We start from the raw sequence: 23,018 nt of genomic DNA on the forward strand, positions 1-23,018 counted from the left end.
GGCCCCTTTTTTCGTCCAGCTCAGCGATCAGGCAGGGGAATATGCTCCGCCTCGTCGCCGGGGGGCAGCTGGAACCGGCCATGCCGCCAGTCGCCGGCGCGCCAGGCTTCCTTGGCCGCGTCGATCTTGTCCTGCGAACTGGCGACGAAATTCCACCAGATGTAGCGCGGGCCGTTCAGCGTCTCGCCGCCCAGCAGCATCAACCGCGCCCTCGTTTTTGCTTGCACGGTGATCCGGTCGCCGGGGCGGAACACCATCATCTGGCCCGCCTCGTACTCCGTGCCCGCGACCGTCACCGTGCCGTCGAGCACGTAGACCCCGCGATCCTCGTGATCGTCGGGCAGGGGGATGGCCGTCCCGGCTTCCAGCAGCGCGTCGGCGTAGAACATCTCGGAGAAGGTCGCGACCGGTGCGCGTTCGCCGTAGGCGTTGCCGAGGATCAGACGCACGGTCTTGCCTTCGCCTTCCACCACCGGCAGGTCGGCCTTCGCGACATGCTCGAACCCGGCCTCGCGCTCCTCGTCCTTCTCGGGCAGGGCGACCCAGGTCTGGATGCCGAAGAGCTTGGACCGGTCCTTCTTGCGCTCCGGCACCGGGGCGCGTTCGGAATGGGTGATGCCGCGGCCTGCGATCATCCAGTTGACGGCACCGGGCTGGATTTCGAGGGACGTGCCGAGGCTGTCGCGGTGATGGATCGACCCGTCGAAGAGGTAGGTGACGGTGGCAAGCCCGATATGCGGATGGGGGCGCACGTCGATGCCCTGATCGGTCAGGAACTCCGCCGGGCCCATCTGGTCGAAGAAGATGAAGGGACCGACCATCTGCCGCTTGGGCGCGGGCAGGGCGCGGCGCACCTCGAACCCGCCCAGATCGCGCGCGCGGGGCACGATCAGCGTGTCGATGGCGTCGATCTCGTCGCCCATCGGGCAATGCGGGTCGAGTGCGGGGTTCCAGCTCATGTCGTCCTCCTGCGTGGCGTGGTGAGAGGATAGGCACGTCGCCCGTCCCGCGCGAGCGCCGGAATGGAAACAATCAGATGCCGAGCCACGGCGACATGCGCTCCGGCGCGGCAATCGCCACCGCGCGAGAGCCGGGGCGCCGGACGATCCAGCCGCGGTCCTCGAAGGCGGTGAAGAGCGCGGCGCCGAGGCCGCCCGCCAGGTGATCGCGCCGTTCGGACCAGTCGAGACACGCGCGGCAGGTCGGTCGTCGCGCACGGTTGAGCGCCGCAAGGTCGATGCCGAGATCGGTGAAGGCGGCCTCGCCCGGCCCCGTCACGACCAGCCCCGCGTCGAGCAGGCCGCGCGCGATCAGCGTGTCGTGCAGCGCCACGCCTGCCGATCCCGCGAGGTGGTCGTAGCAGATACGGGCCGTGCGCATCGCGGGCTCGGCCGGGCCGGGTCGCGTGCGCGCGGGGCCGCGCCGGTCCACCAGCTCCATCAGGCTTTCGAGCAGGTCTGCCACATCCGGGCCGGAGAGACGCAGGTAGCGGTGGCGGCCCTGCTTCGCGCCGACCAGCATGCCGCCCGCGACCATCTTCGCGATATGGCCGCTGGCGGTTTGCGGCGTGACCCCGGCCTCGGCCGCCAGTTCCCCCGCCGTCAGGGCGTGACCCGCCATCAGCGCGGTCAGCATCCGCGCCCGCGCCGGGTCCGCGATGAGGTGCGCCACGCGCGCGATGTCGGGTCCGTCGGCCATGCAGAGAGCCTAGGCCCGGCCCGCGCAGGCGGCAATCCACGACGGTTCGGTCCGCGCCGAAGCATCGCGGGCCGAGAACGTGCGAGGACGGGCCGCGAAAGGAGACCATCCATGCTGACCTGCATCATCCGCTACGAGATCGAGCCCTACCATACGGAGGATTTTCGCCGCTACGCCCGGACCTGGGGGCAGGCGATCCCGGACTGCGGGGCCGACCTGATCGGCTATTTCAGCCCGCGGGAAGGGACGACGACCACCGCCTACGGCATTTACAACGTGGCCGATCTGGCCGCCTATGAAGCGTATCGCGCGCGGCTCGCGGCGCATCCGCTGGGGCGCGAAAACTACGCCTTCGCGGCGGAGCGGCGCTTCATCCGGGCGGAGGACCGCGCCTTCTACGTCAACGAGAACGGGAGTGCGACATGATCGCAGTGATCTTCGAGGTGGAGCCGAAACCGGGCCACAGGGAGGCCTATCTCGACATCGCGGCCGAGATGCGCGACCTGCTCGACGGGCTGGAGGGTTTCATCTCGGTGGAGCGGTTCGAGAGCCTCACGACGCCCGGCAAGCTCTTGTCGCTGAGCTTCTGGGAGGACGAGGCCGCGCTCGACCGCTGGCGCAACCTGGAGCGGCACCGCGCGGCGCAGCACGCGGGGCGCGAGGTCCATTTCGCCGAATACCGCCTGCGGATCGCGGGGGTCATCCGGGACTACGGGATGGAGGAGCGGGCGGAGGCGCCGGAGGACAGCCGGGCGGTGCATGGGTGAGTTTTGCTTTGCAGAGTTGGCCGCCTTTTCAGCCCTTAGCGGAGCTTTCTGGCGAGCTCATATGCTCGGATGCGTTCCTTGTAGAGCATATCGTTAGCTGAATTTGGGGCACGCAAAACGAGATCGTTGAAACTGCCCATTCCTCGATAAAAGCTCAAAAATAATTCGATAGAATGACCGTCTGAATTCTCAGCTATCCTTTTCACTTTCGCAATCCTGTCAAACCAGAAGGGCTCATCATATCGATCAAGGATGCACAGTATGCGTGAGAGACTCGCGATGAGTTTAAGTAAATCGGGATGCATCGGCAAATTTTTCATAACTTAAAATCTTTTCATAAAATAATAAATGTAATCATATATCTAAGCCGAATTATTTAGTGATATAAATCTGGCCGATCATTCCTGCATTTATTTACTGGAAGCCGTTTTACAAACAACGGATGGGCGCTTCTTCACTTAGCAAACGTCGGGCGCGGCCCTTTGGCAAGGGTGATTGCACTCGAAGTAAAGCATCTATTCGGAATTTTCCACTTTGACCTCGAAGGGAAGCGCGGCGCTGCCGATGCGCTGAAAGATCGACGGATCTCCAGGGTTGGTCTCGCTCTCAGCCGGGGATGTCGATGCCCGAACGCTTCTGCTTGTGTTCCGGCTCGACGTGGATGGTGATCCGCGCGCCTCCGACGGCATCGGTCAAGGCGGCTTCGACCCGATCGCAGACCTCGTGCGCGTCGAACACGGTGGTATTGTCGGGCATGACCAAATGGAAATCGATGAAGGTGACCGGACCGGACTGGCGCGTGCGCAGATCATGCGCCTGAAGCGCGCCGCCCGCCTCGGTCGCGATGATCCTTTGGACGGTGGCGAGCGTCTCGGGCGCGACCGCCTCGTCCATCAGCCCGCTGAGGGAGGAGCGCACCACCTTCGAGCCTGTCCAGAGGATGTGCGCGGCGACCAGCGCCGCCACCAGCGGATCGAGGATGGTCCAGCCGGTTACCACAGCCAGTACGACACCCAGCGCGACGCCTGCGGTCGTCACGATGTCGGCGTAGAGATGCCGTGCCTCGGCCATCAGTGCGGGCGAGCGGGCGCGGCGTCCGCGCTGCGACAGCATGCGCGCCCAGCCGAAATTGATCGCGGTGGCCACACCGCTGACCGCAAGCCCGACGATCGGCAACTCCAGCGGAGCGGGGCTCGTGACAGCGCGGTAGGCCTCCGCCAGTACCAGGAGCGCCGCGACGATGATCATCACGCCGCCCAGCACGGCAGAGAAATATTCCGCCTTGGCATGCCCGTAGGGATGCACGGCATCCGGTGGTCGCGCGGCAACGCGGATCGCGATGAGGGCGGCGATGGCGGTGACGACGTTGACGGTGCTTTCCAGCGCGTCGGAATAGAGCGCGACCGAGCCTGTCATCCACCATGCCAGAGCCTTGAAGATCAAAACGACGACGCCGACAAGGACGCTGCCGATGGCAAGTCTGCCGGTATCGGGCACGAGGCATCTCCCATTGTCGAGAGCGGTTGCGAGAGGCGCCCGATCTAACGCCGCGCGCCTGCGCCGGCAATTGCCTGCGTGTGAAATCGGACGGGGCAGACGGGTCCGCCGCCGCCCCATCGCGGCTCTTACTCGAAATCGCTCGCGTCGTGCCGTTCGCGCAGTTGCTTGTCCTCGTCGCCCCAGGTGCGGTTGACGCGGCGGCCGCGCTGGACGGACGCGCGCTCGGCGATCTCGTCGGTCCAGCGCAGGACGTTTCCGTATTCATGGACGCTCAGGAACTCCGCCGCGTCGTAGACGAGGCCCTTCACCAGCGCGCCGTACCACGGCCAGGTCGCCATGTCGGCGATGGAATAGTCGTCGCCGCCAAGATAGCGCGCCTCGCCCAGCCGGCGGTCGAGGACGGAGAGCTGGCGTTTCGCCTCCATCGCGAAACGGTTGATGGGGTATTCCAGCTTCTCGGGCGCGTAGGCGTAGAAATGTCCGAACCCGCCGCCGAGATAGGGGGCGGATCCCTGCAGCCAGAACAGCCAGTTCAGCACCTCGGTTCGCGCGGGGCCCGAGGCGGGCAGGAAGGCGCCGAATTTCTCGGCCAGATGCAGCAGGATCGCGCCGCTTTCGAAGACGCGGACCGGCGTGTCGCCCGAACGGTCCATCAGGGCCGGGATCTTCGAGTTCGGGTTCACATCGACGAAGCCCGAGCCGAACTGGTCGCCCTCGCCGATATTGATGAACCAGGCGTCGTATTCGGCGGCATGGCCCGCTGCCAGCAACTCCTCGAACATCACCGTCACCTTGACGCCGTTGGGCGTGCCCATCGAGTAGAGCTGGAACGGATGCTCGCCGACGGGAAGCTCCTTGTCATGGGTCGGACCTGCGGTGGGGCGGTTGATATTGGCGAACTTGCCGCCGCTTTCGGCGTCGTGGGTCCAGACCTTGGGCGGGGTGTAGTCGCTCATCGCGCTCTCCTGTCACGTGGGTTTGCGACAGGATGTGTGGGGGCGGGGCGCATCGGTCAACCGTCAGAGGGGAAGGGCGGTCTGAGCCTTGATGTGACGCAGGGTGAATTGGCTCGACGCATTGGCGACGGCCTCGTGGGCCAGAAGCCGGTGCATCAGAAGGTCCTCGAACGCCTCCACGGACGCGCAGCGCACGATCAGCGTGTAGTCGAAGCTGCCGGTCACGGCGTAGCAGTCCATGATCTCCGGCGTGCGGGCGACCAGCGCCTCGAAGGCCTGGCGTATCCGGGGGCCGTGATCGGTGAGGTTGATCTGGACGAAGACGCAGACGCCGATACCGACGCGGGCGGGATCGAGCAGGGCGACGCGCGCGCGGATCGCCCCGGCCTCCTCCAGCCCGTTGAGCCGTCGCCAGACCGTCGATTGCGACTGACCCAGCCGCTCGGCCAACGCACGGGCCGACAGGCTGGCATCCTCTTGCAGAGCGGCGAGGATGGCGCGGTCGAGCTCGGTCAGTGTTAGAGGTGAATGTTTCTGCATAGGGTGACTTGCGACATGTTTGTTTCAAAATAGTGCCGCTGCGCGCGGAAGGTGGCACGTTTCTCTATCCTAGCTGCGATATCCTCCTTACAAAAGGGAGGACGACATGACCGACGCTCGCAACCGCTATCGCAACGCGCCCAAGAATGCCGATTACACGATCGACCAGGACTGGGCATCCTACTCGGCAGAGGAACATGACCGCTGGAACCGGCTCGCCGCAGGTGTCGAGGCCCTGCTGCCCGGTCGCGCAGCACCCGAGTTCATCACCGCCGTCGACAAGCTCGGCCTCGGGTCTGGCGGGGTGCCGGACATGGGCAAGCTCAGCGAGATGCTGCGCCCGCTGACCGGCTGGTCGGTGGTGCCCGTGGCCGACCTCGTGCCCGATGAGGTGTTTTTCGACCATCTGGCCAACCGCCGCTTCCCCGCCGGGGCCTTCATCCGCTCGGAGGCGGAGATGGAATATCTGGAGGAGCCGGATATCTTCCATGACGTGTTCGGCCATGTGCCGCTGCTGGCCGATCCGGTCTATGCCGATTTCATGGAGGCCTATGGCAAGGGTGGGGCCGCGGCGATGGCGCGCGGGCAGCTCGCCAACCTCGCGCGGCTCTACTGGTACACGATCGAGTTCGGGCTGATGAAAGGCGAGGACGGCCTGCGCATCTTCGGCGCGGGCATCCTGTCGAGCACCGGTGAGATCCGCTTCAGCCTCGAGAGCGACGCGCCCAACCGGGTGGGCTTCGACCTGGAACGGGTCATGCGCACCAAGTACGAGATCGACGACTACCAGCAGACCTATTTCGTCATCGACAGCTTCGAGGCGCTGCGCGAGGCGTGCTACGGCGATTTCTCGGCGCTCTATGACCGGCTGCGCGACCTGCCCGATATCGGCCCTGCGGAGGTGGTCGAAAGCGACCGGGTGTTTCACCGTGGCGTCGGGCGGGCCGCCTGAGGAGTTGAGCCAATCCGAGAGGCGAGCCAGTCCGGCAGGTGGGTGATGTCGGGCAGGATGGCGTCGGCGGCGGCAAGATCGGCCGCCGTCGCCGGACCGCTGAGGACACCGACACCCATCATCCCGGCCGCGCGGGCGGCGTCGAGATCGTGGGTGCTGTCTCCGATCATCGTGCAATCGCCGGGCGAGGTGCCGAGCGCCTCGGCGATCGCCAGCAGCGGCGCGGGATGCGGCTTCGCGCCGTGCCCGCTGTCATAGCCCACGACCATCTCGAACCGGGCGAGCACGCCCATTTCCGCCAGTTGCCGCCGCGCCGGGGCCTCCGCATCGTTGGTCATCACGGCGAGGCGGTGGCCTGCGGCGATCAATTCATCGAGCAACGGAGCGAGCGGGGCCACGGGCTGCGCCCGGACCGGGCGGGCGTTCAGCAGGGCCTCGATCTCGGCCGCGCTGCGCGGGTCGCGCGTGGCCAACAGGGCGGCGACATCCGCCGTCGTCCCGGCGATGGCGGGGCTCTCGGGCGCATAACGGCCCGTCTGCATGTCGAAGCCGATCGTCTCGGCCAGAACGGAGGCCGGGGCCTGGGGCGTCGCCAGATCGGTCAGGGCATCGCGGGTATAAGGCCCCCATGTTTCCTGAAAGCCGATCAGGGTGCCGTCCTTGTCGAAGATCAGGGTCTGGGGCATCGTCGCGTGCATGTCCTATCCGAGGGAAGCTCTCAGCATGACCCGACCGGCCCCGGCGCCCCGTTCCGCCTATCGCCATTTCGTCAGCCTGCCGACGCGGTGGCGCGACAACGACGTCTATGGGCACATGAACAATGCGGTCTTCTACGAATATGTCGATACCGCCGTGAACGGATGGATCATCGGGACCGGCGCGCTGCCGGTGCCGGATGGTGACGTGATCGGGCTGGTGGTCGCGTCCTCCTGCAGTTTCCATGCGTCGCTCGGCTTTCCCGATCCGGTGGATGCGGGCCTGCGGGCCGACCGGATCGGGCGCAGTTCCGTGACCTTCGGTGTCGGCCTGTTTCGGGGGCCGGCGCCGCAGGCGGCGGCGGAGGCGAGTTTCACCCATGTCTATGTCGACGCGGCGACCCGTAGGCCGGTGGACCTGCCACCGGCGTTCCGGGAGGCGCTGGAAGGCCTGGATGGTTGACCTCGTCAATCATATGATTGATGGTATCAACCATCATGACATTCGATCTGAAATCGTCGCTGGGATACCAGCTATCCCTCGCGGCCCGACGGGCGGAGCGGGGGTTCGAGGGCGCGCTGGCCGGGCATGAGCTGACGCGGCTCGGCTGGTGCGTCCTGCTCGCCGCCGGGCAGGAAGGGCTGTCGCGGCCCTCCGACATCGCCGACTGGATCGGCGTGGACCGGGCCGCGATTTCGCGCCTGCTGACCGTGCTCGAGGATCAGGGCCGCATCACCCGCGAGGCGGATGAAGAGGATGCCCGCGTGCGCGGCGTTGTGCTGACCCGGTCGGGCCGGGACGTGTTGAAGGCAGGCATCGTCGCGGCGGAGGAGAACGTGGCCCGCGTCTATGGCGGTCTGGCCGCGGAGGACCGCGCGCAGCTGCACCGGATCCTCGGGATCATCAACGCGACCGGCGACGCGCCCGACAGGATATAGGAGAGGGCGATGCGCCTGCGCAGCTATTCCGACCGTCCGATGCATCTGGGCCCCTATCCGCTGGAGGCCGTGCCGCGCGGGGCGGCGGACCTGTCGCGCGTTCCGCCCGACACGGTGCTGCGGCAGCCCGACACGCCCCTGGGCCGGGCCATCGGGCGCTACCAGGCGATGCTCGACACGATCCGCGACGGATCGGTCAAGGCCGAGCGGGCGGTGATCCCCGACGATCCGGTCGAGCGGGCGAACCACCTCAAGTCCTTCGCCTATTTCTGCGATGCGAGCGTGGCGGGGGTCTGCACGCTCGATCCAGAGGCGTTCCGGGCCGAGCCGCAGGTCAACCCCGCCGTCGGCGCGCTGGCCGAGGAGCTGCGCACGCGCCAGACCTCGACGCTCGCCGCCGGAATCGACGTTATAATGGCGGAGTTGCGCGAAAGTGCCGCGACCCCGCCCGGTCCCTGCGACCATCACGGGCACGCGCTGGTCTACCTCTACGCTCATCCGCGCGAGGCGCGCGACGCGCCGGGCGAATGGATGCTGGAGGGGGCGGCCGAGGCCCGCTCGACCTTGCGCGCGGCGGAGACGGGGGCGGTCCTGGCGAGCTATATCCGCCTCTTGGGATACGAGGCGCGGGCGCATCACGGCACGGCCTCGGACGTGCATCTGGGCCGGTTGGCCGTGGCCGCAGGGTTGGCGCGGGTCGAGGATGGGCGGCTCGTCAACCCGTGGTTCGGTGAGCGGTTCGCGATCGGCTGCGTCACCACCACTATGAGCATGCAGGCGGATGCGCCGCTGGCGCACGCTAGCAAGGGCGGCGCGCGCTGGTGGCTGGGCGACCAGGCGCAGACGGCCCTGAACCGCGATCCCTTCGCGCGGCGCGATTTCACCGCCGGGCCGCATCCGTTCGAGCGGCTGAAGCGCGTGGACGATCCGACGACCTATATCGACGAGCCGCGCGTGCCGCGTGTGCCCAAGCGGGCCGACATGTTCTCCCGCGCGCTGTTCGGGGACATGGGACGAGGACCTCAGGAAAACGCCAAGAACGGCAATTACGTGCGCAAGTCGGCCTCGGCCTTCGCGTTCCGCCGGGCACTGGGCGCGCTGGTGCTGCTGCAGGACGGCCCCGCGCAACCGAAGGATCCGCGCGCGGACGAGGCCGAGCGCAATGCCGAATGGATCAAGGCGGCGAGCTATTTCCTCGGCGCCGACGCGGTGGGTCTCAGCCGCTGCCCGGACTGGGCGTACTATTCACACGATGCGAAGGGCGACCCGCTTCCCGCCTATCACGTCAACGCCATCTCGATGATCATCGATCAGGGCCACGAGACGATGGAAGGCGCGAGCGGCGACGACTGGATCGCCTGCGCGCAGTCGATGCGGGCCTATCTTCGGTTCTCGCTGCTGGGCGGCGTCATCGCCGAGGCGATCCGGGAGATGGGCTACGAGGCGCGGGTGCACTCGGTGATCGACGGCGAGGTGTTGCAACCGCCGCTCCTGCTGCTGGCGGGGCTGGGCGAGGTCAGCCGGATCGGCGAGGTGATCCTCAACCCCTTCCTCGGGCCGCGGCTGAAATCGGGGGCGATCACCACCAACATGCCGATGACGCATGACCGGCCCATCGATTTCGGTCTGCAGCGGTTCTGCGAGGCCTGCAACAAATGCGCCCGCGAGTGCCCCTCGGGCGCGATCACCGCCGGACCGAAGAAGATGTTCAACGGCTACGAGATCTGGAAGTCCGACAGCCAGAAATGCACGACCTACCGCATCGGCACCGAGGGCGGCGCCATGTGCGGGCGTTGCATGAAGACCTGTCCGTGGAACCTCGAAGGCCTGTTCGCCGAGGCGCCGTTCCGCTGGGCCGCGATGAACGTACCGGGAGCGGCGAGGCATCTCGCGGCGCTCGACGACCGGCTGGGGCGGGGCAATGTGAACCCGGTCAAGAAATGGTGGTGGGATCTGGAGATGGAGAGCGACGGGCCCTACCGCCCGCCCGCATCCGAGGTCAACACGCGGCACATCGCGCCCGAGCGACAGTTGCGGCACGAGGACCAGACGCTCGCCGTCTATCCCGCCGAGCTGGCGCCGCCGCCCTGGCCCTTCCCCTATCCGATGGACCGTGAGGCCGGGATCGCCGCCTACGAGGCGCTGATCGACGCGGTCGAATACCGGCGGCGGCTGGCCGCAGGCGAGGATCCGAGCCACAAGCGCCCCGATTTCGGCGGCGAGGCGCCGGTGCTGCCGCTGATCCTGACGAAGGTCGAGCCGATGACGGCGGAGGTCACGAAATACGAATTCCGCCGCGCGGATGGCGGCGAGTTGCCCGAGTGGAGCGCGGGCGCGCATCTCGACATCGTGGTGGCGCCCGAATTCCTGCGGCAATATTCCATGTCGGGCGACCCGGCGGACCGGTCGGTCTACCAGATCGGTGTGCTGCGGGAGGAGGCGGGCCGCGGTGGCTCGGCCCTGATGCACCGGATCTTCACTGAAGGGCGGCGGGTCTTCGTCTCGCGCCCGATCAACCATTTCCCGCTGGTCGAAGAGGCGCCGCGCACCTTGCTGATGGGCGGCGGCATCGGCGTGACGCCGATGATCGCGATGGCGCACAGGCTGCATGCGCTGGGGCGGGAGTTCGAGTTGCACTATTCCTGCCGCAGCCGCGCGCAGGCCGGATTTCTCGCCGATCTGCAGACCGCGCCCTGGGCAGACCGGGTGCGGCTGTGGATCTCCGACGAGGAGCGCGCCGATCTTGATGCCGTGGTGCGGCCGTCCGACGGCGCGCAGCTCTACACCTGCGGACCGGATCGCTACATGCAGGCGGTTCTTGACGCGGCGAGACGGGCCGGGTGGCCCGAGGCGGACCTGCACCGCGAGTATTTCTTGCCGCCCGTCGAGCCGGACTACGAGGACCACCCCTTCACGCTGATCCTGCCGGACAAACGTGAGGTGGCGGTCTCCGAGAGCGAGAGCGCGGCGGACGCGCTGCTGGCGGCAGGCGTGAAGGTCGACGTCAAATGCGCCGACGGCCTGTGCGGCACCTGCAAGTGCACGGTCCGGGACGGAGAGGTCGAGCATCGCGACCATGTCCTGTCGGCCGCGCAGCGTGAGCGCGAGATGATCCTGTGCCGGTCCCGCGCGGCGGTGCCGGGCGGGCGCGTCGCCATCGGCTGGCCCGGCTAGCAACGAACCCGGTGCGGGAGTATTTGCGCCAATCCGAAGCTCCCTTTCGGATTGGCGCGAAATACTCCCGCCGGAGGCGCAACACGCCCGCTTGCCAACGGGCGGTCCGATCGGTTTGGTTCCGCCCATGCACCGCCCGCCCCGCACCCACGTGTTCATCATCGACGGCACCTTCTCGCGCCTGATCGCGGGCGAGGAGACCAATGCGGGGCTGACATTCCGCCTGCTCGACGAGGTCGGGCAGACGGTCTCGCAATCGGTGGGCTATCATCCGGGCGTCCAGGGGCGAGGGTGGCGCAAATGGCTCGACGCCGCCGCCGGGATCGGCATCAACGAGGCGATCGCGGCGGGCTATGCCACGCTCGCCTCGCGCTATCGTCCCGGCGACCGGATCGTGCTGATGGGCTATTCGCGCGGGGCTTATGCCGTGCGCAGCCTTGCGGGCTGGATCGGTCGGGTGGGGCTTCTGACCGCGCGCCACGCGACCGCGCGGCGGGTCGTGCGGGCGTTCCGCTACTACGAGGCGGCCCGGCTCAGCCCGCAGGGCGCTCGTTTCGCGGAACGGTTCTGCCATCGCGACGTGCAGATCGAGATGGTCGGCGTGTGGGATACCGTCTCGGCGCTGGGGCTGCCCTATCCGCTGCTCAACCGCCTTGCGCCGATGGTGACGGATTTCCATGACGACCGCGTCGGAGGCGGCGTGCGCCATGCCTACCAGGCGCTCGCCATAGACGAGACGCGCGGCGCCTACGAGCCGATCCTGTGGCATCCCTCCTCCCAGTGGCGCGGCGTGATGGAGCAGGTCTGGTTTCCCGGCAATCACGGCGATGTCGGCGGCCATGTCCATGCGCGCCCTGCGGCGCGGCCCCTCGCGAACCTGTCGCTGGTCTGGATGCTGGAGCGGCTAATGGCCTGCGGCGTCGAACTGCCGGACGGCTGGCGCGCCCGGTTCCCGACCGACCCGCTGGCACCCTCGGTAGGCAACTGGACGGCGGCGGCCAAGCTTTTCTGGTTCCGCTATCGCCGCTTGGTGCAGCCCGGCCCGCACGAGGCGGTCCATCCGTCGGTCGAGTATCGAGCCCGGACTCGCACGGGCTACCGCCCTCTGGCCGAGATTGCGGCCATGCCGGAACGGACACGGGCGGCGGGCGTTGGTGCCCCGAACGATTGAAAGGAAGGAATTTCAGATGATCAAGAAGCACGGTTCCGCGAAATGGCAGGGTGGGCTCAAGGACGGCACGGGCCACGTCTCGACCGAGACGGGCGTCCTGTCCGACCAGCCCTACGGCTTCAACACCCGCTTCGAGGGCGCGAAGGGGACGAACCCCGAAGAACTGATCGGCGCGGCCCATGCGAGCTGCTTCTCTATGGCGCTGTCGATGATCCTCGGCCAGCACGAGCTGACGCCCGACAGCATCGACACCACGGCGACCGTGTCGCTGGAGGAGAAGGATGACGGCTTCGCCATCACCAAGATCCACCTCGACGTGAAGGCCTCGGTTCCCGGCGCCAACGCCCAGCAATTCGCCGATGCGGCCAACACCGCCAAGGAGAACTGCCCGGTCTCGAAGGCGCTGGCCGGCGTGGACATCACGATGGACGCGACTCTCGCCTGATTGGTCACGTGACCCGATCGAACGCCCCGTCCGGCCACCGCCGGGCGGGGCGTTTCCCGTTCAGGAGAACATCAGACCCCAGATGATGACCGGTGCCAGTTGCAGCGCTGCTGCGACGAGAATCAGTCCCCGTGCGATCCAGCCGGAAAACCGACGCCAGATGAGGACCAGAAACACGACGCACAACCCGGTCTCCACAGGGCCGAAGATGTCGCCGTAATGCGCGGGATCCCAATAGCTGACCGGCGAGACGAAGACCCAGTCGCCGAGCGGCCAGAACTGACGGCGCGCGTCGTCATGGTGCAGCAGGAAATCCGCGGCGACATGCAGCAGGCCGCACAGGGCAAAGACCGCGGCGATCCGGGCGCGCAGGGCCAGCGCCAGGACGACCCCGAGCGTCCAGAGCGGGATGGAGTTGTCCACCGCCATCACCGCCTGCATCCAGTCTGCGTAGTAGGTCTCGCGAAAGAAGGTCTCGGGGCTTTGGCCCGCGACCCCGATCATCCACGTACCGATCAGGTAGAGCGACAGGTCCGGCACCAGCCCACCCGCGATCGCGGCGGCGGTGACGCGCGGGCGGTCTGCCCGCGCGAAGATCCCCGCCGACAGGATCACATGGGCGGGCGTGTTCAATAATCGACGCCGCGCTGGGCCTTGATGCCCGCCTGGAACGGATGCTTCACCTCCGTCATCTCGGTAACGAGGTCGGCATAGTCCATGAGCAGTTGCGGTGCATCGCGGCCGGTGAGGATGACCGAGGTCTTGCGCGCCCGCGCCTCCAGCGCCTCTTTCACCGCCTGCGCGTCGAGATAGTCGTAGCGCAGCGCGATATTGATCTCGTCGAGCACGATCAGGTCGTATTCGTCGCTCGTCATCATCGCCGCGGCCTGCGCGAAGGCGGCCATCGCGGCCTGCACGTCCTGCTCGCGATCCTGCGTGTCCCAGGTGAAGCCGTCGCCCATCGTGTGCCAGTCGAGTTCGGGGAAGCGGTCGAAGAACTGCTTCTCGCCGGTGCGCCAGGTTCCCTTGATGAACTGTACGACGCCGACCTTCTGGTCCCAGCCCAGCGCGCGGGCCACCACGCCGAAGGCGGAGGAGGACTTGCCCTTGCCCTTGCCGGTATGGATCAGGACGAGGCCGCGCTCGGCCTTCGTCTTGGTCGCCATCTTGGCGCGATGCTCGGTCTGCACCTGTTGCATCGCCTTGGCGTGTTCGTCATTGCTGTCGCTCATCGGGCGCTCCTGAATTCGGTCGGGGCGCAGTTTGGTCGAAAGGCGCCGCGATGGGCAAGGCCGTGATGGTGCAGGGCACCGGGTCGGATACCGGAAAGTCGCTGATCGTGGCGGGTCTGTGCCGCGCTTTCGCCCGGCGCGGGCTTCGCGTCAGGCCCTTCAAGCCGCAGAACATGAGCAACAACGCCGCCGTCACCGCGGATGGCGGCGAGATCGGGCGCGCGCAGGCGCTGCAGGCGATGGCGTGCGGCGTCGCGCCCTCGGTCCACATGAACCCGGTCCTGCTGAAACCCGAGAGCGAGACCGGCAGCCAGGTCGTCGTGCAGGGCCGTGTCGCGTTCCGCACGGAAGGGCGCGCCTACTGGCAACGGCGGGCCGAACTGGTCACGGCGGTGCAGGACAGCTTCGCCCGGATCCGCGGCGAGAGCGAGCTCGTCGTGGTGGAGGGGGCAGGCTCGCCCGCCGAGACCAACCTGCGCGCGCGCGACATCGCCAATATGGGCTTCGCCCGCGCCGCCGACGTGCCGGTGATCCTCGTCGGCGACATCGAGCGGGGCGGAGTGATCGCGCAGATGGCAGGCCATGCCGCGGTGATGTCAGCGGAGGATCGCGCGCAGGTCGCGGCCTGCCTCATCAACAAGTTCCGCGGAGACCCGACCCTGTTCGAGGACGGCGTGCGCGATATCGAGCGCTTCACCGGCTGGCCCTGCCTCGGGGTCGTGCCGTGGTTCGCCGATGCGCACAAGCTGCCCGCCGAGGACGCGCTGGGTCTGACCGGCGGCGGAGCGGGGCAGGTGAAGATCGCGGTGCCGCACCTGGCGCGGATCGCGAATTTCGACGATCTCGACCCGCTGCGGCTGGAGCCGGGGGTGGAACTGGTCGTGGTGCCGCCGGGGCGCGCGCTGCCCGGCGACGCAGCATTGGTGGTGCTGCCGGGGTCGAAGAGCACGACAGGCGATCTCGCTTTCCTGCGCGACCAGGGTTGGGACATCGACATCGCCGCGCATCTGCGGCGCGGCGGGCACCTGCTGGGGATTTGTGGCGGCTACCAGATGCTCGGCCGGGTCATCGACGATCCGGGCGGAACCGATGGCAGGCCGGGCCGGGTCGACGGGCTGGGCCTTCTGGACGTCGAGACGGTCATGGCCCCGACCAAGCATCTGGGCCTGACCACGGGCCGCATGGCCGGGGCCGAAATCCCCGTGTCGGGCTACGAGATCCACATGGGTCACACCGAGGGCCCGGATCGCGCGCGGCCTCTCCTCGACCTGGGGGATCGGACGGACGGGGCGATCAGCGCGGACGGGCGCGTCGTCGGCACCTATCTGCATGGCCTGTTCGGCGACGATGCGTTCCGTGCGGCCTATCTCGCCCGGCTGGGGGCCGCGAGCGAGCTGACCTACGGCGCCTCGGTCGAGGCAACGCTGGACGCGCTGGCCGAGCATCTGGAGGCCTGCCTCGACCTCGACGCCCTCCTCGCGCTTGCCACGTGAACGCGGGGCGGGGTAGTCTTGACCCGACCGACGACCGGAGGCCGCCCGTGACCGCCTGCCTGATGCTGCGCCCGCCCCCCAACCGCCGTCTGCGGCCGTTCTTCTACCGGGTGGAGATCGTCGGAAACCTGTTCGGCGAGTTTTCGGTGGTGCGCGAATGGGGCCGTCTGGGCGGCCGGGCGCGCGAGCGGGTCGAGCTGTTCGAAGGCCTGCTGGAGGCATCGCGGGCCGCCGACCGCTACCGCCGCGGTCGATTGCGGCGCGGGTACGCCAGGATCGCGTGAATTCGCGGCGGATTCCGCGCCACGCCCCCTCGCATAGCGCCGTGAGGCTGGTATAAGTCGGCAAACTCCCGAACGAGGCCGCCGATGATCTCCTCCCTCTCCCCTGCCGACCGCGCGAAGTTCGCGGCCTCGCGCGCTGCACTCTCGCTGGTCGAGCCGGACATGAAACTGGGGCTGGGCACCGGCTCCACAGCCAACTGGTTCGTGCGCCTGCTGGGCGAGCGGATGCGGATGGAGAAGTTCCGCCTGACCGCCGTGGCCACCTCGACCCGCACGGCCGATCTGGCGCGGGCGCAAGGGATCGAGGTCGTCTCGCTCGACAGCGCGGGTTGGCTCGACCTGACCATCGACGGCGCGGACGAGGTCGATCCCGCGCTCACCCTCATCAAGGGCGGTGGCGGCGCGCATCTGCAGGAAAAGATCGTGGCGAGCGCGTCGGACCGCATGGTGGTCATCACCGACAGCTCCAAGCTGGTCGATACGCTCGGCGCCTTCCCGCTGCCGCTGGAGGTGATCCCCTTCGGCTGGCGCTCCACCCGCGCGATCGTCGAGGAGATGCTGGAGCAGATCGACGTGGACGGGCGCGCCGTCTCGCCGCGCATGGACGGCGACGAGCTCTACCGCACGGACGAGGGGAACCACATCCTCGACCTGCATCTGGGCCGCATCGGCGACGCGCACCGACTGTCGCCGATCCTCAACCAGGTGCCCGGCGTGGTCGAGAACGGGCTGTTCCTCGGCATCTGCGATCAGGTGATGGTCGGCTATACCAGCGGCGAGGCGCATCTGCTGGAGGAGGGGGGCATCATGCGGCCCGTCGCCTTCACCGACGGGATCGACGGCGACGCCTTCGTCGGACGTATCCTCGCCGAGGCGTGACCGGCGGTTGCGCGGCCCTGTCGGGCGACTAGGTCTTTACCGGAACAGCACGGAGACGACGGACAGATGAGCGATTTCGACTTCGACCTCTTCGTGATCGGCGGTGGCTCGGGCGGCGTGCGCGCCGGGCGACTGGCCGCCGAAACCGGTGCCCGCGTGGCGGTGGCGGAGGAATACCGCTACGGCGGCACCTGCGTGATCCGCGGCTGCGTGCCCAAGAAACTGATGGTCTACGCCTCCCGCTTCTCCGAAAGCTTCCACGACGCGCAGGGCTATGGCTGGCAGGTGGACGGCACCCCCCGCTTCGAGTGGCCGCAATTGCGCGGCGCGATCCATGCGGAACTGGACCGGCTGGAAGGGATTTACCGCCGCAACCTCGCCAATTCCGGGGCGAAGGTGCTCGACGGTCGGGCGAAGCTGGTGGACGCGCACACGGTCGAGGTGGCGGGGGAACGCTACAGCGCCGCGCATATCCTGATCGCGACGGGTGCGCGGCCCTTCGTGCCCGACATTCCGGGGTGCGAGCTGGCGCTGACGTCCAACGAGATGTTCCTGCTCGACGAGATGCCCGAGAGCATCGTGGTCGTCGGCGGCGGCTACATCGCGTGCGAGTTCGCGGGCATCCTCAACGGGCTCGGCGTCAAGGTCGACCTGATCTATCGCGGCAGCCAGATCCTGCGCGGCTTCGACGGCGAACTACGCAACCACGTCGCGCATGAGATGGAGAAGAAGGGCATCACCATCCACACCGACTGCTCGGTCGAGGAGATCGAAAAGACGGATGCCGGTGTCCGGCTGCACCTGGGCGGCCACGGCTCCATCGAGGCGGGGGCCGTGCTCTACGCCACGGGGCGCATTCCGCTGAGCCGCAATCTCGGTCTCGACGAGATCGGGGTGGAGCTTGGGCGCGGCGGCGCGATCCGGGTGGACGAATGGTCGCAGACGACCGTGCCTTCGATCTATGCGGTGGGCGACGTGACCGACCGGATGGCGCTGACCCCGATCGCGATCCGCGAGGGCGCGGCCTTCGTCGAGACGGTGTTCCGCTCGAACCCGACGAAGCCCGATTACGACCTCGTGCCGACCGCCGTCTTCACCCAGCCAGAGCTCGGCACCGTCGGCATGACCGAGGAGCAGGCCCGCAATACCGGCGAGATCGACGTGTATTGCACCAGTTTCCGTTCGATGGCCCACGTGATCGCCGAGCGGGACGAGCGCATGATGATGAAGCTGGTCGTGGCACGCGACAGCGGCAAGGTGCTGGGATGCCACATCGCCGGCGAGGCGGCCGGGGAGATGATCCAGATGGCCGGGATCGCAATCAAGATGGGCGCCACCAAGGCCGATTTCGACCGCACGGTCGCCGTCCATCCGACTGCGGCAGAAGAGCTCGTGACCCTCAAGGCCCCGATCCGCTAACTTGAAACGACGGGTCGGATATACATCTGACCTTCCAGACGCGCGCAACAGACAGGACGACAGATGCCCTATAACGACAATTCCGGCGGTCCCTGGGGAAAGGGCGGCAACCGGGGTGGCAGTGGCGATGACGGAAACCGCGGGAGCGGCGACCGCAACAATCCGTGGGGCAACGGCAACCGCCCGAACGGCAATCGGCCCGGCGGCCAGCGCCCTCAGGGCGGCGGCCAGGTGCCCGATCTCGACGACATGGTCCGCAAGGGGCAGGAACGCCTGCGCGTCCTGATGGGCGGTCGCGGCGGCACCGGCGGCGGTGGCGGCATGGGCACCGGCGACACGCCGCCCAAATGGCTGTGGCCCGTGGCGGCGCTGGTGCTCGTCGGCCTGTGGTTGTTCAGCTCGGTCTACACCGTCCAGCCCTCGCAGCGGTCGGTCGAACTGACGCTGGGCGAGTATTCCTCGACCGGCGGGCCGGGCCTGAACTTCGCGCCCTGGCCCATCGTCACGCACGAGGTGGTCGAGGTCACCAACGAGCGCATCGTCAATATCGGTTCGGGCTCGCGCCCCGGACGCGGTGACGACGGCCTGATGCTGACCGGCGACGAGAACATCGTCGACATCGATTTCGAGGTCGTGTGGAACATCGCCGATCCGGCGGGCTACCTGTTCAACCTGCGCCAGCCGCAGGAAACCATCGCCGCCGTGGCCGAATCCGCCATGCGCGAGGTCATCTCCCGCTCGGAACTCGCACCGATCCTGAACCGGGATCGCGGCGTGATCGCCGCCGAGGTGGAGGAGCTGATCCAGACCACGCTCGACAGCTATGAGAGCGGCGTGAACATCGTCCGTCTCAACTTCGACCGGGCCGATCCGCCCGACGAGGTGGTCGACGCCTTCCGCGACGTGCAGGCCGCCGAGCAGGAGCGTGTGACGCTTCGCAACCGTGCCGACGCCGACGCCAACCGCGTCACCGCCGAGGCGCGTGGTGAAGCCGCCCAGCTGATCGAACAGGCAGAGGCCTATCGCAGCCAGGTCGTCAACGAGGCGGAGGGTGAAGCCTCCCGCTTCCTCAGCATCCTGGAGGAATATCAGGGCGCCGAGGAGGTGACGCGCAAGCGCCTCTACCTCGAAACGCTGGAGCGGGTGCTGGGCGACGTGGACAAGATCATCATCGACCAGAACGCGACCGAAGGTGGCGGCGGTGGCCAGGGGGTCGTGCCCTACCTGCCGCTCAACGAACTGCGCCGGGGGGCTGGCCAATGAACCGTCTCGTATTCCTTCTCGCCTTCGTGGCGGTCATCATCCTGGTGCTGATCTCCTCCCTCTTCGTGGTGGATGAACGGCAGCGCGCGCTGGTCCTGCAATTCGGCCAGATCAAGGACGTGCGCGAGGAGCCGGGCCTCGGCTTCAAGCTGCCGATCGTGCAGAACGTCGTCTATTACGACGACCGCATCCTCAGCCTCGACACGCAGCCGCTGGAGGTCACGCCGCTCGACGATCGGCGTCTGGTGGTGGACGCCTTCGCCCGCTGGCGGATCGCGGACGTGGAGCGGTTCCGAGAGGCGACCGGCGCCGATGGCGACATCGCGATCAGCGTCGGGCAGGGGCGGCTCGAAACCGTGCTCAACTCCGCCTTGCGGGAGGTGCTGGGTGGCGTCACGTCCAACACCGTGCTGTCCGCCGACCGGGTCCAGTTGATGAACCAGATCCGCGCCCGCGCAGCGCAGCAGACAGTCGAGCTCGGCATCGAGGTCATCGACGTGCGCATCAAGCGCGCCGACCTGCCCGAGCAGAACCTCGAGCAGACCTTCAACCGGATGCGCGCCGAGCGTGAGCGTGAGGCCGCGGACGAGCGCGCGCGCGGACAGGAGGCGGCGACGATCACCCGCTCCACCGCCGAGCGGACGGCGGTCGAGACCCGCTCCGCCGCGCAGCGCGACAGCGAGATCATTCGCGGTGAGGCGGATGCCGAGCGCAACCGCATCTTTGCCGACGCGTTCGGGCGCGACCCCGAATTCTTCGCCTTCTACCGCTCGCTGACGGCCTACGAGCGGGCGTTGCAGGGCGACAACTCCACCCTGGTCATCAGCCCCGACAGCGAGTTCTTCGAGTATCTCGCGGGCGACCAGTTCGAGGGCAGCGCGCGCAGCGCGATCGGCACGCGTCCGGTGCGGGACGAGGCACCAGCCGAAGATGAAAGCGCGGTCACGGAGGATCCGGCCTCCGCGACCACCGGGGACGCGGACCCGGCCGAGGACGCGGCGACCGCGGCCCCCGACGATGCCGAGACCGACGCGGCGGACGAGGCGCAGGACGATGCCGCGGCCGACGACGGCACGGTCGAACTGTCGCCGGTCGAGGTCCAGATCCAGCCGACGGTCGAGCCGGAGACGCGACCCGCCCAAGACTGACGGCAGACACTTCGCAGTATAGAAAGGGCGGCTCCGATCGGGCCGCCCTTTTGCTTTCGGCCCTTTCGGCCCACGCGGCCTGCACCTAGGATGCACGGCATGAGCGACCTCTTCGACGACGACGAACCGGGGGCGGGCGGCAACGCACCGACCCTCTCGATCTCCGACCTGTCCCGCGCCGTGAAACGCCAGATCGAGGACGGGTTCGGCCATGTCCGCGTGCGCGGCGAGGTCGGACGCGTGTCGCGCCCGCGCTCGGGCCATGTCTATCTCGACCTCAAGGATGACAAGGCCGTGCTCGCCAGCGTCATGTGGAAGGGCACCGCGCAGAAGCTGCGCACCCAGCCCGAGGAGGGGATGGAAGTCATCGCCACCGGGCGGCTGACGACCTTCCCCGGCCAGTCGCGCTACCAGCTGGTGATCGAGAGCCTCGCCCCCGCGGGTGTCGGCGCGTTGATGGCGATGCTGGAGAAGCGTCGCGCGGCCCTCGCCGCCGAAGGACTGTTCGACCCCGAGCGCAAGCGTGCGATCCCCTTCCTGCCCCGCGTGATCGGCGTGGTCACGTCGCCCTCGGGCGCGGTGATCCGCGACATCCTGCACCGCTTGCGCGACCGCTTCCCGCGTGAGGTGCTGGTCTGGCCGGTCGCCGTTCAGGGCGAGCGCTGTGCCCCCGAGGTCGCCGCCGCGATCCGAGGTTTCGACGCGCTGCCACCGGACGGCCCGGTGCCGCGTCCCGACCTGCTGATCGTCGCGCGGGGCGGCGGCAGCCTGGAGGACCTGTGGGGTTTCAACGAGGAGGAGGTCGTGCGCGCCGCCGCCGACTGCTCGATCCCGTTGATTTCCGCCGTCGGGCATGAGACCGACACTACCCTGATCGACTTCGCCGCCGACCGGCGCGCACCGACGCCCACCGCCGCGGCCGAGATGGCGGTGCCGGTGCGGGCCGAGCTGCACGCCGATCTCGCGCGCCTCGACGAACGCCGTCTTGCGGCGATGGCCCGCCTGCTGCGCGAGCGGCGGGAACGGCTGCGCGGGGCCGCGCGCGGATTGCCCCGCCCTCAGGCCTTGCTGAGCGAGCGGGCGCAGCGGCTCGACATGGCCGGGCAGCGATTGCCGCTCGCCCTGTCGCGCATGGCGGATCGCAAGCGGCTTCGGCTGGGCGAGCGGGCCGCAGCGCTCGACCCGTCGCGCCTGCGCGCGCATCTGGCCGAGCCGCGGGCGAAGCTGCGGACCCTGTCGCTGGGCCGCGCCCTGTCGCGCCGGATCGAGAAGGCCCGCGACCGGCTCGGCTCGACCCGTTTGCGCCCGCAGGATCTGTCCACCCGCATCCGGGACGGGCGGGCACGGCTCGACGCGCAGGTGCAGCGGATCGAGCGCGATGCGGCCCGGCTGCTGCCCGAACGTCGGCGTGCTCTCGACCTCGCCTCGGGCCGGTTCGCGCCGCTCGCATCCGCGATGCTGGCAGATCGACGGCGCGGCCTCACCGCGCTGTCCCGCACGCTGGAAACGTTGAGCTATACCCGGACGCTGGAGAGGGGCTACGCCGTGGTCCATCGTGACGGGCTGGTCAAGCGCGCCGCGCAGGTGTCGCCGGGCGACGCGCTTCAGATCGAGTTCGCCGATGGGCGGGTCGACGTCACGGCCGGGGGCGACGCGCCATCGCGGCCGAAGCCGAAGCGCAAGTCGCCGCCCCCCGACGCGCAGGGCAGCCTGTTCTGATCAGACCATGTTCGGGTCGCGACACTGGAACGGCCGGTCCGGCACGCGCTGCGTGCGCAGGGTCATCGACCGGTCCAGATCCGCGAGGCGCATGTAGAGATCGCCGTCGATCTCCACGCTCCACCAGCAATGCTCCTCGCCCTCGGCTTCGTCCTCGTAGCGGAAGCACAGCTCGTCGCCCGAGACGTAGACCTCTCCGTCTAGGCAACTGCCATCGAGATGCTGCACCGTGACCGTATCGTCCTCGCGGAATCGTTCGACGCCGACGACCACGCCGTCGGCATCGTAGGCGAGGGTCGTGCCACGCAACCGTTCCAGCACGTCTGACGGGGCCACGATATCCTGAGCGGCGAGCGGGCTCGCGAGCAGGGCGAGGGTGAGGATCAGGCGCATCGGAACTCCAATCGGACGGGCATCAGGCATTCGGCCTGCGTGCAGGGTTGATAGGTGAGGGTGACGGTCGGCCCCGCGTCTCGCAACGGCAGGATCAGCGTGCCGGTCCAGGCCGGGTGCCCATCGGCCATGCCGGGATCGGGCCATGCGACCTGCGCCCCCTCGACGCGCAGGGCGTGACGCCCCTCGGCCGCATCGGCGGCGAGGCTCCAACCTTCCGCGATGTCGAGATGCAGCGCGTCGGGGGTGAAGCGGATCGCGACGCCCTCCCCGCGCCGCGCCCAACCGCTCGGCCCCTCGGCGAGGATCCGCGCGGCCCGCACCGTCTCGAGCCGGGCGAGCGGCATCTCG

General features: G+C 68.3%; 26 protein-coding genes. 15 read left to right on the forward strand and 11 right to left on the reverse strand.

Annotation, left to right across the window (positions count from 1 at the left end; genetic code table 11):
- Positions 1-20 precede the first annotated feature (20 nt).
- Positions 21-959 (reverse strand): pirin family protein, encoded by a 939-nt coding sequence (locus tag RX333_RS12430; RefSeq protein WP_316015269.1) that lies wholly within the window; start codon positions 957-959, stop codon positions 21-23.
- A 73-nt stretch (positions 960-1,032) separates the two neighbouring features.
- Positions 1,033-1,698: a winged helix-turn-helix domain-containing protein gene (locus RX333_RS12435; RefSeq protein WP_316015270.1), complete on the reverse strand. Its 666-nt coding sequence runs from the start codon at positions 1,696-1,698 to the stop codon at positions 1,033-1,035.
- 111 nt (positions 1,699-1,809) lie between these two features.
- Between RX333_RS12435 and RX333_RS12440 the strand changes: the two genes are divergently transcribed.
- Positions 1,810-2,124, forward strand: a complete 315-nt coding sequence (locus RX333_RS12440) for an NIPSNAP family protein (protein ID WP_316015271.1) — start codon at positions 1,810-1,812, stop codon at positions 2,122-2,124.
- Positions 2,121-2,465 carry an antibiotic biosynthesis monooxygenase gene (locus tag RX333_RS12445; RefSeq protein ID WP_316015272.1) on the forward strand — a complete coding sequence of 115 codons (345 nt, stop codon included), beginning with the start codon at positions 2,121-2,123 and terminating at the stop codon, positions 2,463-2,465. Before RX333_RS12440 ends, RX333_RS12445 begins: the two co-directional genes overlap by 4 nt.
- A gap of 35 nt (positions 2,466-2,500) precedes the next feature.
- On the opposite strand, the gene RX333_RS17255 is transcribed toward RX333_RS12445, so the two are convergent.
- From RX333_RS17255 to RX333_RS12460, 4 genes are all read right to left on the reverse strand, one after another.
- On the reverse strand, positions 2,501-2,785 hold the full coding sequence (locus tag RX333_RS17255; RefSeq protein WP_410056076.1) for a DUF6966 domain-containing protein: 285 nt from the start codon (positions 2,783-2,785) through the stop codon (positions 2,501-2,503).
- A gap of 286 nt (positions 2,786-3,071) precedes the next feature.
- Positions 3,072-3,962: a cation diffusion facilitator family transporter gene (locus RX333_RS12450; RefSeq protein WP_316015273.1), complete on the reverse strand. Its 891-nt coding sequence runs from the start codon at positions 3,960-3,962 to the stop codon at positions 3,072-3,074.
- 128 nt (positions 3,963-4,090) lie between these two features.
- Entirely contained in the window at positions 4,091-4,921 is an 831-nt protein-coding gene (gene yghU / locus RX333_RS12455) for a glutathione-dependent disulfide-bond oxidoreductase (protein ID WP_316015274.1), read from the reverse strand.
- 63 nt (positions 4,922-4,984) lie between these two features.
- Positions 4,985-5,461 carry an Lrp/AsnC family transcriptional regulator gene (locus tag RX333_RS12460; protein ID WP_316015275.1) on the reverse strand — a complete coding sequence of 159 codons (477 nt, stop codon included), beginning with the start codon at positions 5,459-5,461 and terminating at the stop codon, positions 4,985-4,987.
- Positions 5,462-5,567: 106 nt separating this feature from the next.
- Between RX333_RS12460 and phhA the strand changes: the two genes are divergently transcribed.
- Entirely contained in the window at positions 5,568-6,413 is an 846-nt protein-coding gene (phhA, locus tag RX333_RS12465) for a phenylalanine 4-monooxygenase (RefSeq protein ID WP_316015276.1), read from the forward strand.
- Here phhA and RX333_RS12470 read toward each other — a convergent pair.
- Positions 6,386-7,099, reverse strand: coding sequence for an HAD family hydrolase (locus RX333_RS12470; protein ID WP_316015277.1), 714 nt, complete (start codon positions 7,097-7,099; stop codon positions 6,386-6,388). The genes phhA and RX333_RS12470 overlap by 28 nt on opposite strands.
- 37 nt (positions 7,100-7,136) lie before the next feature.
- Here RX333_RS12470 and RX333_RS12475 point away from each other — a divergent pair, with 37 nt between their 5' ends.
- The 5 genes from RX333_RS12475 (at position 7,137) to RX333_RS12495 (ending at position 12,837) form a co-directional block, all read left to right on the forward strand.
- On the forward strand, positions 7,137-7,571 hold the full coding sequence (locus RX333_RS12475; protein ID WP_316015278.1) for a thioesterase family protein: 435 nt from the start codon (positions 7,137-7,139) through the stop codon (positions 7,569-7,571).
- A gap of 35 nt (positions 7,572-7,606) precedes the next feature.
- The gene (locus RX333_RS12480) at positions 7,607-8,047 is read left to right on the forward strand and encodes a MarR family winged helix-turn-helix transcriptional regulator (RefSeq protein ID WP_316015279.1); all 441 of its coding nucleotides are present in this window, start codon (positions 7,607-7,609) and stop codon (positions 8,045-8,047) included.
- 9 nt (positions 8,048-8,056) lie between these two features.
- Positions 8,057-11,221, forward strand: coding sequence for a 2Fe-2S iron-sulfur cluster-binding protein (locus RX333_RS12485; RefSeq protein ID WP_316015280.1), 3,165 nt, complete (start codon positions 8,057-8,059; stop codon positions 11,219-11,221).
- Between the two features lie 127 nt (positions 11,222-11,348).
- A complete protein-coding gene (locus RX333_RS12490; RefSeq protein WP_316015281.1) occupies positions 11,349-12,392 on the forward strand; it encodes a DUF2235 domain-containing protein in 1,044 nt (347 codons plus the stop codon).
- Positions 12,393-12,408: 16 nt separating this feature from the next.
- Complete coding sequence (locus tag RX333_RS12495) at positions 12,409-12,837, forward strand: OsmC family protein (RefSeq protein ID WP_316015282.1); 429 nt, start codon at positions 12,409-12,411, stop codon at positions 12,835-12,837.
- A gap of 60 nt (positions 12,838-12,897) precedes the next feature.
- Here the strand turns inward: RX333_RS12495 and RX333_RS12500 are convergent, their stop codons facing one another.
- Together RX333_RS12500 and cobO are read right to left on the reverse strand one after the other, a co-directional pair.
- On the reverse strand, positions 12,898-13,470 hold the full coding sequence (locus RX333_RS12500; protein WP_316015283.1) for a cobalamin biosynthesis protein CobQ: 573 nt from the start codon (positions 13,468-13,470) through the stop codon (positions 12,898-12,900).
- Positions 13,467-14,069 (reverse strand): cob(I)yrinic acid a,c-diamide adenosyltransferase, encoded by a 603-nt coding sequence (gene cobO / locus RX333_RS12505; RefSeq protein WP_316015284.1) that lies wholly within the window; start codon positions 14,067-14,069, stop codon positions 13,467-13,469. The genes RX333_RS12500 and cobO overlap by 4 nt, the downstream gene beginning before the upstream one ends.
- A 50-nt stretch (positions 14,070-14,119) precedes the next feature.
- On the opposite strand from cobO, the gene RX333_RS12510 reads away from it, so the two are divergent.
- The 7 genes from RX333_RS12510 to xseA all read left to right on the forward strand — a co-directional run bounded on the left by RX333_RS12510 (position 14,120) and on the right by xseA (position 22,274).
- Positions 14,120-15,562: a cobyric acid synthase gene (locus RX333_RS12510; protein ID WP_316015285.1), complete on the forward strand. Its 1,443-nt coding sequence runs from the start codon at positions 14,120-14,122 to the stop codon at positions 15,560-15,562.
- Between the two features lie 47 nt (positions 15,563-15,609).
- Positions 15,610-15,846 (forward strand): WGR domain-containing protein, encoded by a 237-nt coding sequence (locus RX333_RS12515; protein ID WP_316015286.1) that lies wholly within the window; start codon positions 15,610-15,612, stop codon positions 15,844-15,846.
- Positions 15,847-15,930: 84 nt separating this feature from the next.
- Positions 15,931-16,725 carry a ribose-5-phosphate isomerase RpiA gene (gene rpiA, locus RX333_RS12520; RefSeq protein ID WP_316015287.1) on the forward strand — a complete coding sequence of 265 codons (795 nt, stop codon included), beginning with the start codon at positions 15,931-15,933 and terminating at the stop codon, positions 16,723-16,725.
- A gap of 66 nt (positions 16,726-16,791) precedes the next feature.
- Positions 16,792-18,144, forward strand: coding sequence for a glutathione-disulfide reductase (gene gor, locus RX333_RS12525; protein ID WP_316015288.1), 1,353 nt, complete (start codon positions 16,792-16,794; stop codon positions 18,142-18,144).
- Between the two features lie 63 nt (positions 18,145-18,207).
- The gene (gene hflK / locus RX333_RS12530) at positions 18,208-19,407 is read left to right on the forward strand and encodes an FtsH protease activity modulator HflK (RefSeq protein ID WP_316015289.1); all 1,200 of its coding nucleotides are present in this window, start codon (positions 18,208-18,210) and stop codon (positions 19,405-19,407) included.
- Positions 19,404-20,555: a protease modulator HflC gene (locus tag RX333_RS12535; RefSeq protein ID WP_316015290.1), complete on the forward strand. Its 1,152-nt coding sequence runs from the start codon at positions 19,404-19,406 to the stop codon at positions 20,553-20,555. Before hflK ends, RX333_RS12535 begins: the two co-directional genes overlap by 4 nt.
- Before the next feature lie 99 nt (positions 20,556-20,654).
- The gene (gene xseA / locus RX333_RS12540) at positions 20,655-22,274 is read left to right on the forward strand and encodes an exodeoxyribonuclease VII large subunit (RefSeq protein WP_316015291.1); all 1,620 of its coding nucleotides are present in this window, start codon (positions 20,655-20,657) and stop codon (positions 22,272-22,274) included.
- Here xseA and RX333_RS12545 read toward each other — a convergent pair whose 3' ends face one another.
- A complete protein-coding gene (locus tag RX333_RS12545; protein ID WP_316015292.1) occupies positions 22,275-22,667 on the reverse strand; it encodes a hypothetical protein in 393 nt (130 codons plus the stop codon).
- On the reverse strand, positions 22,658-23,018 hold a 361-nt coding region (locus RX333_RS12550; RefSeq protein WP_316015293.1), incomplete at its 5' end, for a hypothetical protein. The genes RX333_RS12550 and RX333_RS12545, both read right to left, overlap by 10 nt.

Origin of the sequence: Roseobacter sp. HKCCA0434, assembly GCF_032464675.1 — a bacterium.
In the GTDB taxonomy this organism is placed as follows: Bacteria; Pseudomonadota; Alphaproteobacteria; order Rhodobacterales; family Rhodobacteraceae; genus Pontivivens.

Excerpts from the sequence above, each read along its gene's own strand:
- cobO (WP_316015284.1), bottom strand. The coding sequence starts at position 14,069 with ATGAGCGACAGCAATGACGAACACGCCAAGGCGATGCAACAGGTGCAG.
- phhA (WP_316015276.1), top strand. The coding sequence starts at position 5,568 with ATGACCGACGCTCGCAACCGCTATCGCAACGCGCCCAAGAATGCCGAT.
- RX333_RS12475 (WP_316015278.1), top strand. The coding sequence starts at position 7,137 with ATGACCCGACCGGCCCCGGCGCCCCGTTCCGCCTATCGCCATTTCGTC.
- xseA (WP_316015291.1), top strand. The coding sequence starts at position 20,655 with ATGAGCGACCTCTTCGACGACGACGAACCGGGGGCGGGCGGCAACGCA.
- RX333_RS12440 (WP_316015271.1), top strand. The coding sequence starts at position 1,810 with ATGCTGACCTGCATCATCCGCTACGAGATCGAGCCCTACCATACGGAG.
- RX333_RS12510 (WP_316015285.1), top strand. The coding sequence starts at position 14,120 with ATGGGCAAGGCCGTGATGGTGCAGGGCACCGGGTCGGATACCGGAAAG.
- hflK (WP_316015289.1), top strand. The coding sequence starts at position 18,208 with ATGCCCTATAACGACAATTCCGGCGGTCCCTGGGGAAAGGGCGGCAAC.
- RX333_RS12445 (WP_316015272.1), top strand. The coding sequence starts at position 2,121 with ATGATCGCAGTGATCTTCGAGGTGGAGCCGAAACCGGGCCACAGGGAG.
- RX333_RS12460 (WP_316015275.1), bottom strand. The coding sequence starts at position 5,461 with ATGCAGAAACATTCACCTCTAACACTGACCGAGCTCGACCGCGCCATC.
- RX333_RS12485 (WP_316015280.1), top strand. The coding sequence starts at position 8,057 with ATGCGCCTGCGCAGCTATTCCGACCGTCCGATGCATCTGGGCCCCTAT.
- RX333_RS12435 (WP_316015270.1), bottom strand. The coding sequence starts at position 1,698 with ATGGCCGACGGACCCGACATCGCGCGCGTGGCGCACCTCATCGCGGAC.
- RX333_RS12535 (WP_316015290.1), top strand. The coding sequence starts at position 19,404 with ATGAACCGTCTCGTATTCCTTCTCGCCTTCGTGGCGGTCATCATCCTG.
- RX333_RS12495 (WP_316015282.1), top strand. The coding sequence starts at position 12,409 with ATGATCAAGAAGCACGGTTCCGCGAAATGGCAGGGTGGGCTCAAGGAC.
- RX333_RS17255 (WP_410056076.1), bottom strand. The coding sequence starts at position 2,785 with ATGAAAAATTTGCCGATGCATCCCGATTTACTTAAACTCATCGCGAGT.
- gor (WP_316015288.1), top strand. The coding sequence starts at position 16,792 with ATGAGCGATTTCGACTTCGACCTCTTCGTGATCGGCGGTGGCTCGGGC.
- yghU (WP_316015274.1), bottom strand. The coding sequence starts at position 4,921 with ATGAGCGACTACACCCCGCCCAAGGTCTGGACCCACGACGCCGAAAGC.
- RX333_RS12430 (WP_316015269.1), bottom strand. The coding sequence starts at position 959 with ATGAGCTGGAACCCCGCACTCGACCCGCATTGCCCGATGGGCGACGAG.
- RX333_RS12480 (WP_316015279.1), top strand. The coding sequence starts at position 7,607 with ATGACATTCGATCTGAAATCGTCGCTGGGATACCAGCTATCCCTCGCG.
- RX333_RS12490 (WP_316015281.1), top strand. The coding sequence starts at position 11,349 with ATGCACCGCCCGCCCCGCACCCACGTGTTCATCATCGACGGCACCTTC.
- RX333_RS12545 (WP_316015292.1), bottom strand. The coding sequence starts at position 22,667 with ATGCGCCTGATCCTCACCCTCGCCCTGCTCGCGAGCCCGCTCGCCGCT.
- rpiA (WP_316015287.1), top strand. The coding sequence starts at position 15,931 with ATGATCTCCTCCCTCTCCCCTGCCGACCGCGCGAAGTTCGCGGCCTCG.
- RX333_RS12470 (WP_316015277.1), bottom strand. The coding sequence starts at position 7,099 with ATGCCCCAGACCCTGATCTTCGACAAGGACGGCACCCTGATCGGCTTT.